The sequence below is a fragment of the Streptosporangium sp. NPDC002544 genome, assembly GCF_040295965.1.
In the GTDB taxonomy this organism is placed as follows: Bacteria; Actinomycetota; Actinomycetes; order Streptosporangiales; family Streptosporangiaceae; genus Streptosporangium.
On the sequence record NZ_JBEOWJ010000029.1, the window covers coordinates 65,377 to 74,129 of the forward strand.

At 72.8% G+C, this 8,753-nt stretch carries 1 protein-coding gene; it reads left to right on the forward strand.

Going from position 1 to position 8,753, the window contains the following annotated elements; translation table 11 throughout:
• The first annotated feature begins 10 nt into the window (after window positions 1–10).
• A complete protein-coding gene (locus tag ABT061_RS34735) occupies window positions 11–8,749 on the forward strand; it encodes an SDR family NAD(P)-dependent oxidoreductase (RefSeq protein ID WP_350926055.1) in 8,739 nt (2,912 codons plus the stop codon).
• Window positions 8,750–8,753: the final 4 nt, after the last annotated feature.

The following is an 8,753-nucleotide window of genomic DNA, read 5'->3' on the forward strand; positions in this document are numbered from 1 at the left end:
GACGTAAACCATGAGTGAGGACCAGATCAGGCATCTCCTCAAGCGGGTCACCGCCGAGTTGCACGAGACACGGCAGCGCCTCCAGCGTGTACGGGACGATCAGACCGAACCGATGGCGATTGTCGGGATGGCGTGCCGGTTCCCCGGCGGGGTGAGCTCGCCGGAGGACCTGTGGCGGCTGGTCGCCGAAGGAGTGGACGCGGTCGGGGAGTTCCCCGACGACCGGGGCTGGGATGTGGAGGGCCTGTACGACCCCGATCCCGACCGGCCCGGCAAGTCCTACACCCGCCACGGAGGGTTCCTGGACGGCGTCGCCGAGTTCGACGCGGAGTTCTTCGGGATCTCGCCGCGCGAGGCGCTGGCGGCCGATCCGCAGCAGCGGCTGCTCCTGGAGACCGCCTGGGAGGCGTTCGAGCGGGCCGGAATCGACGTGTCCACCCTGCGGGGCAGCAGGACCGGGGTCTTCGCCGGCATGAACGGTCAGGACTATGCCGCCCGGCTTCCCCAGGTGCCGGAGGCCGTCGACGGCTACCTCAGCATCGGCAACGCGGCGAGCGTGGCGTCGGGCCGGATCGCCTACACGTTCGGGTTCGAGGGGCCCGCGGTCACGGTCGACACGGCGTGCTCGTCCTCGCTGGTCGCCCTGCACCTGGCGGTGCAGTCGCTGCGCTCGGGCGAGTCCGACCTGGCCCTCGCGGGCGGGGTGACGGTGATGACGTCGCCGGTCGGCTTCGTGGAGTTCTCCCGGCAGCGCGGGCTGGCCCCCGACGGCCGGGTCAAGGCGTTCGCCCGGGGAGCGGATGGCACCGGCTGGGCCGAGGGGGTCGGGTTCCTGCTGGTGGAGCGGCTCTCGGACGCACGACGGCTGGGACACGAGGTCCTCGCGATCGTCCGGGGTTCGGCGGTGAACCAGGACGGCGCCTCGAACGGCTTGACGGCGCCGAATGGTCCGTCGCAGCAGCGGGTGATCCGGCAGGCGCTGGCGGGTGCGGGGTTGTCGGTCTCTGAGGTGGATGTGGTGGAGGCGCATGGGACGGGGACCAGGTTGGGTGATCCGATCGAGGCGCATGCGTTGCTGGCGACGTATGGGCAGGGGCGGTCTGCGGGTCGGCCGTTGTGGTTGGGGTCGGTGAAGTCGAATATCGGGCATTCGCAGGCGGCGGCGGGGGTGGCCGGGGTCATCAAGGTGGTTCAGGCGATTCGTCATGGGGTGTTGCCGAAGACGTTGCATGTGGATGAGCCGTCGCCGCATGTGGACTGGTCGGCTGGGGCGGTTGAGTTGCTGAGTGAGGCGCGGGTTTGGCCGGAGACGGGTGGGCCGCGTCGGGCGGGGGTGTCGGCGTTCGGGGTGAGTGGCACGAATGCTCACGTGATCATCGAGCAGGCTCCGGGTGATCCTGTCCTGGCTGGTTCCGGTGTGGTTGACCGGCTGGGAGGCGAGGTGGCCACGGATATCGGATCGGTCGAGGAGGTGGTTCCGGCCGGCTCGGGGGAGTTCGTGCCCGTGCTGAACGGTTCGGCTGCTGGAGAGGTGGTCGCGGCCGGTGGGGTGGTGCCGTGGGTGGTGTCGGGGCGGTCGGTGGCCGGGTTGCGGGGGCAGGCGGCGCGGTTGATCGGGCTGGTGGAGGCGGAGGGGGATCTCGATTCGGGGGATGTGGGCTATTCGCTTGCTCGTGGCCGGGCGGTGTTGGAGGAGCGGGCGGTGGTGGTGGCCGCTGGGCGGGAGGAGTTGCTTTCGGGGTTGGGGTCGTTGGTGGCGGGGGAGTCGTCGGCGGGGGTGGTTCAGGGCCGGGCAGGGGGTGGGCTGGCGTATTTGTTCACTGGTCAGGGCAGTCAGCGTGCGGGGATGGGCCGGGAGTTGTATGGGCGGTTCCCGGTGTTCGCGGCGGCTTTTGATGAGGTGGTCGCGGAGTTGGATCGTCATCTGGGCGGGGTGTCGGTGCGGGAGGCGGTGTTCGGTGCGGCGGGGTTGCTGGATCGGACGGTGTTCACCCAGTCGGGGTTGTTCGCGTTGCAGGTGGCGTTGTTTCGGTTGTTGGAGTCGTGGGGGGTGGCTCCCGACTTTGTGGTGGGGCATTCGGTTGGGGAGTTGTCGGCTGCTCATGTGGCGGGGGTGTGGTCGCTGGCCGATGCGGCCAAGGTGGTGGCGGCGCGGGGCAGGTTGATGCAGGCGTTGCCCTCTGGTGGGGCGATGGCCGCGATCGAGGCCACTGAGCAGGAGGTGCTCGACGCTCTGGCGGGGTTGGACGAGGCGGTTTCGGAGGCGGCCGGTGGGGTGGTGGCCGCGATCGAGGGGCTGGACACCCTGGCGGGGCCGGACGAGGTGGGGACGGAGGCTCCGAGCGGCTTCGGGGTGGGGGGCAGGGCCGCTGGCGGCTCGTTGGTGGTTTTGGGAGATGAGGGCCTTCCAGGCGGCTCTTCTCGGATCTGGTCGGGCAGGGTGGGGGTCGCGGCCGTGAACGGTCCCTCCTCGGTGGTGGTCTCCGGGGACGAGGATCTGGTGTCGGCGGTGGTGGCCGACTTCGCCGGGCGGGGGCGGCGAACCCGCCGTCTGACGGTCAGCCACGCGTTCCACTCCTCCCGGATGGAGCCGATGCTGGCGGAGTTTCGGCGGGTGCTGGAGGAGGTGACGTTCGCCGAGCCGAGGTTCGCGGTGGTGTCGACGTTGACCGGGCAGGTGGCGACCGGCCGGGAGTTGGGTGATCCGGGCTATTGGACGCGGCAGGTAAGAGAGCCGGTCCGGTTCGCCGACGCGGTGACCGCCCTCGATGCGGCGGGGGTGACGACGTTCCTGGAGCTGGGCCCCGATGGGGTGTTGTCGGCGATGGCACGGCAGTCGCTGCCGGAGCGCACCGACGCCGAGCCACATGTGCTGGCCCCCCTGCTGCGCAAGGACCGGCCCGAGGAGGTGAGCGCGCTGCTGGCACTCGGGCAGGCCCACATCCATGGCCGCCCGATCGACTGGGAGGCGATCTTCCCCGGCGCGAGCAAGGTCGACCTGCCCACCTACGCCTTCCAGCGACAGCGCTACTGGCTCGACGCCTCGCCGGTGGGCGCGGCGGACGCCTCGGGGCTGGGATTCGGTGCGGCCGACCATCCGCTGCTCGGCGGCGCGATCGGGCTTGCGGATGCCGACGCCGTACTCCTGACCGGTCGTCTGTCGCTGCGGTCGCATCCCTGGCTCGCCGACCACGCGGTCGCGGGTACGGCCGTGGTTCCCGGCACCGCCTTCGTCGAACTCGCGATCAGAGCCGGTGACGAGGTCGGTGCGGAGGCGCTTGACGAGCTGGTGATCGAGACCCCTCTCCTGCTTCCGGAGAGCGGCGCGGTGCACATCCAGGTGTCGGCCGGTGCCCCGGACGGTGAGGGTGGCCGTGCCGTCGCCGTCCATTCCCGCCCCGAGGGCGCACCGGCAGGCGCCGAGTGGGTCAAGCACGCGGGCGGCCGTGTCGTCCCCGGCTCGGGGCAGAACCTGTTCAGTCTGGCCGCGTGGCCTCCCGCCGACGCCGTGGCGCTCGATGTCACGGACTTCTACGACACCCTGGCCGGAGCCGGTCTGAACTACGGTCCCGCGTTCCAGGGGGTGAAGGCGGCCTGGCGGCAGGGTGAGGTGCTCTTCGCGGAGGTGTCCCTCGCGGAGGGGGAGCGGGAGGACGCCGCCCGGTTCGGCGTGCATCCCGCCCTGCTCGACGCCGCTCTGCACGTCGCGGCGCATGACACCCTGCCGACCACCCCGGCCGGCGGCAACCGGCTGCCCTTCGCCTGGCGGGGCGTCCGCCTGCACGCCTCCGGCGCGTCCGAGGTCCGGGTGCGGCTCGCGCCGACCGGTCCGCAGGATTGGACGGTCCAGGTGGCGGATACCACGGGAGCGCCCGTCGCATCCGTCGAGGGGCTGCGTTCCCGCCTGATCGAGGCGGGCCGGCTGCGCGAGGCGCGATCGGTGTCGCGCGACTCGCTCTTCCAGATCGGCTGGGTCGAGCCGCCCACCATCGATCCCGCCGACGCGGATGTCACCGACGTCGTCGTCATCTCCGGCGATGCCGGCCCGGATCCGTCGGCGGGCGTGGTGCCCGCCGTCCACGAGGTGACGAACCGGGTACTGGCCGAGCTACGGCGATGGCTGGGGGAGGAGCGCGCCGGTTCCGCCCGCGCGGTCGTGGTCACCAGGAACGCGGTGGCCTCCTCCGAGGAGGAGACCGTTGATCCGCGTGCGGCCGCCGTGTGGGGACTCGTGCGCTCGGCCCAGTCGGAGCAGCCGGGGCGGATCGTCCTGGTCGACGGTGACCGCGACCTCAGCGCGGAGACCGTTCGCCGGCTGGCCGCCGGTGAGCCGCAGCTGGCGGTACGGGGAGATCGGATCCTGGTGCCGCGCCTGGTCCGGGCGACGGGCGGTCCGGCCATCGGAGCCGCGCCCCTGAACCCGGAAGGGACCGTGCTGATCACCGGCGGGACAGGAGGGCTCGGTGGCCTGCTCGCCCGGCACGTCGTGACCGGGCACGGTGCCCGGCACCTGATCCTCGCCAGCCGCCGTGGCGATCAGGCTCCCGGTGCGGCCGAGCTACGGGCCGAGCTGGCCGGGCTCGGTGCCCGCGTCGACATCGTGGCGGGGGACGTGGCCGATCGGGCGTTCCTGGAGGAGGTTCTTACGGCGATTCCGGCGGAGCATCCGCTGACCGCCGTCGTGCACACCGCGGGTGTCGTCGACGACGGTGTGATCGCCTCGCTCACCGCCGAGCGCGTCGACGCGGTGCTCCGTCCCAAGGTCGACGCGGCCTGGCATCTCCACGACCTGACGAAGGAGCTCGATCTGGCGTGGTTCGTGCTGTACTCCTCGATCGCCGGGGTCCTGGGCAGTGCGGGACAGGCGAGCTACGCGGCGGCCGGCACCTTCCTCGACGCCCTCGCGGAGCACCGCCGCGGCGCGGGCCTGCCCGCGCTCTCCCTGGACTGGGGCCTGTGGGCACAGAGCACCGGCGTCACCGCGCACCTGACCGACGTCGACCGGGCACGGGCCGCGCGCGGCGGGGTCCGGCCGCTGCCCACCGCAGAGGGGCTGGAGCTGTTCGACGCCGCGCTGCGGCTCGGCCCCGCCGTTCTGGTCCCCGTCCTGCTCGACCTGCCCGCGGTGCGCGCCACGGGGGAGATCCCGCCGTTGCTGCGCGGTCTCGTCCGGCCCCCGCGCCGGCCCGCGCGGGAGGCCGCGGAACGGTCGTCGCTCGCACTGCGGCTGGCCGGACTCGCCACCGACCGGCGGAGCGAACTCCTGCTCGGCCTGGTACGTGCCGAGGTGGCGGCGGTACTCGGGGCCGGCGCCGAGACCGTGCCGGCCCGGCGGGCCTTCGGTGACCTCGGGCTGGACTCCCTGACGGCGGTCGAGCTGCGCAACCGGCTGAACGCGGTGACGGGGCTCCGGCTGCCCGCCACCCTGACCTTCGACCATCCCACGCCCGCCGCGCTGGTCGGCTACCTCCAGGCGGAACTCGGCGGGGAGACCGAGAACGGGCCCGCCGCCCCGGCCGTTTCCGCCCCGGTGAGCGACGACGCGATCGCGATCGTCGGAATGGCCTGCCGGCTGCCCGGCGGGGTGAGCTCGCCGGAGGAGCTGTGGCGGCTGGTCGCCTCGGGCGGCGACGCGATCTCGGAGTTCCCGTCCGACCGGGGCTGGGACCTGCGGGCGCTGTTCGACGCCGATCCCGCGCACCCCGGTACGTCGTACACGAAGCACGGCGGATTCCTGCACGAGGCGGCCGAGTTCGACGCGGAGTTCTTCGGGATCTCGCCGCGTGAGGCGCTGGCGACCGATCCGCAGCAGCGGTTGCTGCTGGAGACGGCATGGGAGGCCTTCGAGGGCGCGGGCATCGATCCGGCCACGCTGCGGGGCAGCAGGACCGGCGTCTTCGCCGGAGTGATGTACCACGACTACGCACCCCGCGTGGGGGAGGCGCCCGCCCCGCTGGAGGGTTACCTGGCCAACGGCAACGCGGGCAGCGTGGCGTCGGGCCGGATCGCCTACACGTTCGGGTTCGAGGGGCCCGCGGTCACGGTCGACACGGCGTGCTCGTCCTCGCTGGTCGCCCTGCACCTGGCGGTGCAGTCGCTGCGCTCGGGCGAGTCCGACCTGGCGCTGGCCGGCGGAGTCGCGGTCATGGCCTCACCCGCCGTGTTCGTCGAGTTCTCCCGGCAGCGCGGGCTGGCCCCCGACGGCCGATGCAAGGCGTACGCGGGGGCCGCCGACGGCACCGGCTGGGCCGAGGGCGTGACCCTGCTCCTCGTCGAGCGCCTCGCGGACGCCCGGCGGCTCGGCCACGAGGTGCTGGCCGTGGTACGTGGCACGGCGGTGAACCAGGACGGCGCCTCCAACGGGCTGACGGCGCCGAACGGCCCGTCGCAGCAGCGGGTCATCCGGCAGGCGCTCACCAACGCCGGGCTCGCGCCCTCGCAGGTGGACGCCGTCGAGGGCCACGGCACGGGTACCACGCTGGGCGACCCGATCGAGGCGCAGGCGCTCATCGCCACGTACGGCCAGGACAGGTCCGATGAGCGGCCGCTGTGGCTGGGCTCGCTGAAGTCGAACATCGGGCACACCCAGGCGGCGGCCGGAGCGGCCGGGATCATCAAGATGGTGCAGGCGATCCGCCACGGCGTCCTGCCCAGGACGCTCCACGTGGACGAGCCGTCGCCGCACGTGGACTGGTCGGCCGGAGCCGTGGAACTGCTCACCGAGGCGCGGTCCTGGCCGGAGACGGGCGCGCCGCGCCGGGCGGGGGTGTCGGCGTTCGGGGTCAGTGGCACCAACGCCCACGTGATCATCGAACAGGCTCCGCCGGTCGAGGCGACGCCCACCCGGGCGGAGCCGCGTGGCGGACCGCTCCCCTGGACGGTGTCGGGCAGGACCCTGGAGGCCCTGTACGGCCAGGCCGCCCGCCTGGCCGACTTCGTCGAGGCTTCCGATGACGCGGCCGAAATCGACCCCCGGGACCTCGGACTCTCCCTCGCCACCACGCGATCGGCCTTCGAGCATCGCGCCGTCGTCCTCGCCGAGGACACCGACAGGTTCGTGTCCGGCCTGCGCGCGCTGGCCGCCGGGACCTCCTCGCCCCGGGTGGTACGCGGTGTCGCGGATGTCGAGGGCGAGGGCAGGGTGGTGTTCGTCTTCCCCGGGCAGGGGTCCCAGTGGGCGGGGATGGCGGTCGGGCTGCTCGACTCCGCTCCGGTGTTCGCCCACCGGCTGGCGGCCTGTGGCCAGGCGCTCTCCCCGTACGTGGACTGGTCGCCCGCAGACGTCCTGCGTGGTGTGCCGGGCGCACCCGATCCGGACCGGGTGGACGTGGTCCAGCCGTTGCTGTGGGCGGTGATGGTGTCGCTGGCCGCCCTCTGGGAGTCCTATGGCGTCCGCCCCGCCGCCGTCGTCGGGCACAGCCAGGGCGAGATCGCCGCGGCGTGCGTGGCCGGAACCCTGTCGCTGGAGGATGCCGCACGAGTCGTCGCGCTCCGCAGCCGTGCCATCCTGGCCCTGGCCGGGAGCGGAGCCATGGCGTCGGTGGCGCTGCCACCGGGTGAGGTGGAGGCCAGGATCACCGGGCTGGCGGGTCGCGTCTCGGTGGCCGCCGTCAACGGTCCCTCGTCGGTGGTGATCTCCGGCGATCCGGACGCGGTGGCCGGGCTCGTCGACGACTACCGGGAGCAGGACGTACGGGCCCGGCTCATCCCGGTGGACTACGCCTCCCACTCCGCGCATGTCGAGCGGGTCCGCGCGGAGGTGGGCGAGGCCCTCGCGCCGATCCGGCCGCGTCCCGGTGACGTGCCGATCCTGTCCACGGTCACCGCCGACTGGATCGGCACGGCGCCGATGGACGCGGACTACTGGTACGCGAACCTCCGTGAGCGGGTCCGGTTCGAGGAGGCCACCCATGCGCTGGCCGAGCGGGGATACGACGTGTTCATCGAGGTCAGCCCCCATCCGGTGCTGACCTCCGGCATCCAGGAGACCCTCGAAGGCACCGGCAGGCCGGGCGCGGTCGTGGCGGGATCGCTGCGCCGCGACCACGGCGGCCTCGACCGGTTCCGCACGTCTCTGGCGGAGGTGTACGTCCGAGGTGTCCCGGTGGACTGGCGGGCGGTGTACCCCGGCGCCCGCCGGGTACCGCTGCCGACCTACTCCTTCCGCCACCGCCGCTTCTGGCTCGACGCTGCGCCCGCCGGAGGCGGACCGCTTGAGGTGCCGACCGTGGCGGAACCCGTGACCCGGTCGATCGCCACGCTGGCCGGAGCCGAGCTGGACGAGGCGCTGGTCGAGCTGGTCCGCGCCGAGTCGGCAGTCGTCCTGGGGCACGACGGCGCGAGCGCCATCGACCTCGGACGGGCCTTCCGGGAGCTTGGCCTGGACTCATTGACCGCCGTCGACCTGCGCAACCGGCTCGGCGCGGCCACCGGCCTGCGGTTGCCGGCCACGCTGGTCTTCGACTACCCCACGCCCGCCGCGATCGTCGGCTATCTCAGGAACGAACTGTCGTCGTCCGGGGAAGCCGTCCGGTTCCCCTCCGCCTCGGCCTCACTCGACTACCTGGAGGCGGTGTTCTCCTCCGGTGCCGAGAACGACCCCGAGTACGCGGAGCTCCTGACCCGGATGCGGGTCCTGCTCGACCGGTGGGGGACGGTCGCGCCACCGGTGGGCGCGGGCATCGACCTGGACTCCGCGACCGACGAGGAGCTGTTCCGGCTCCTCGACCACGACATCGACTCCCTTTGACGCT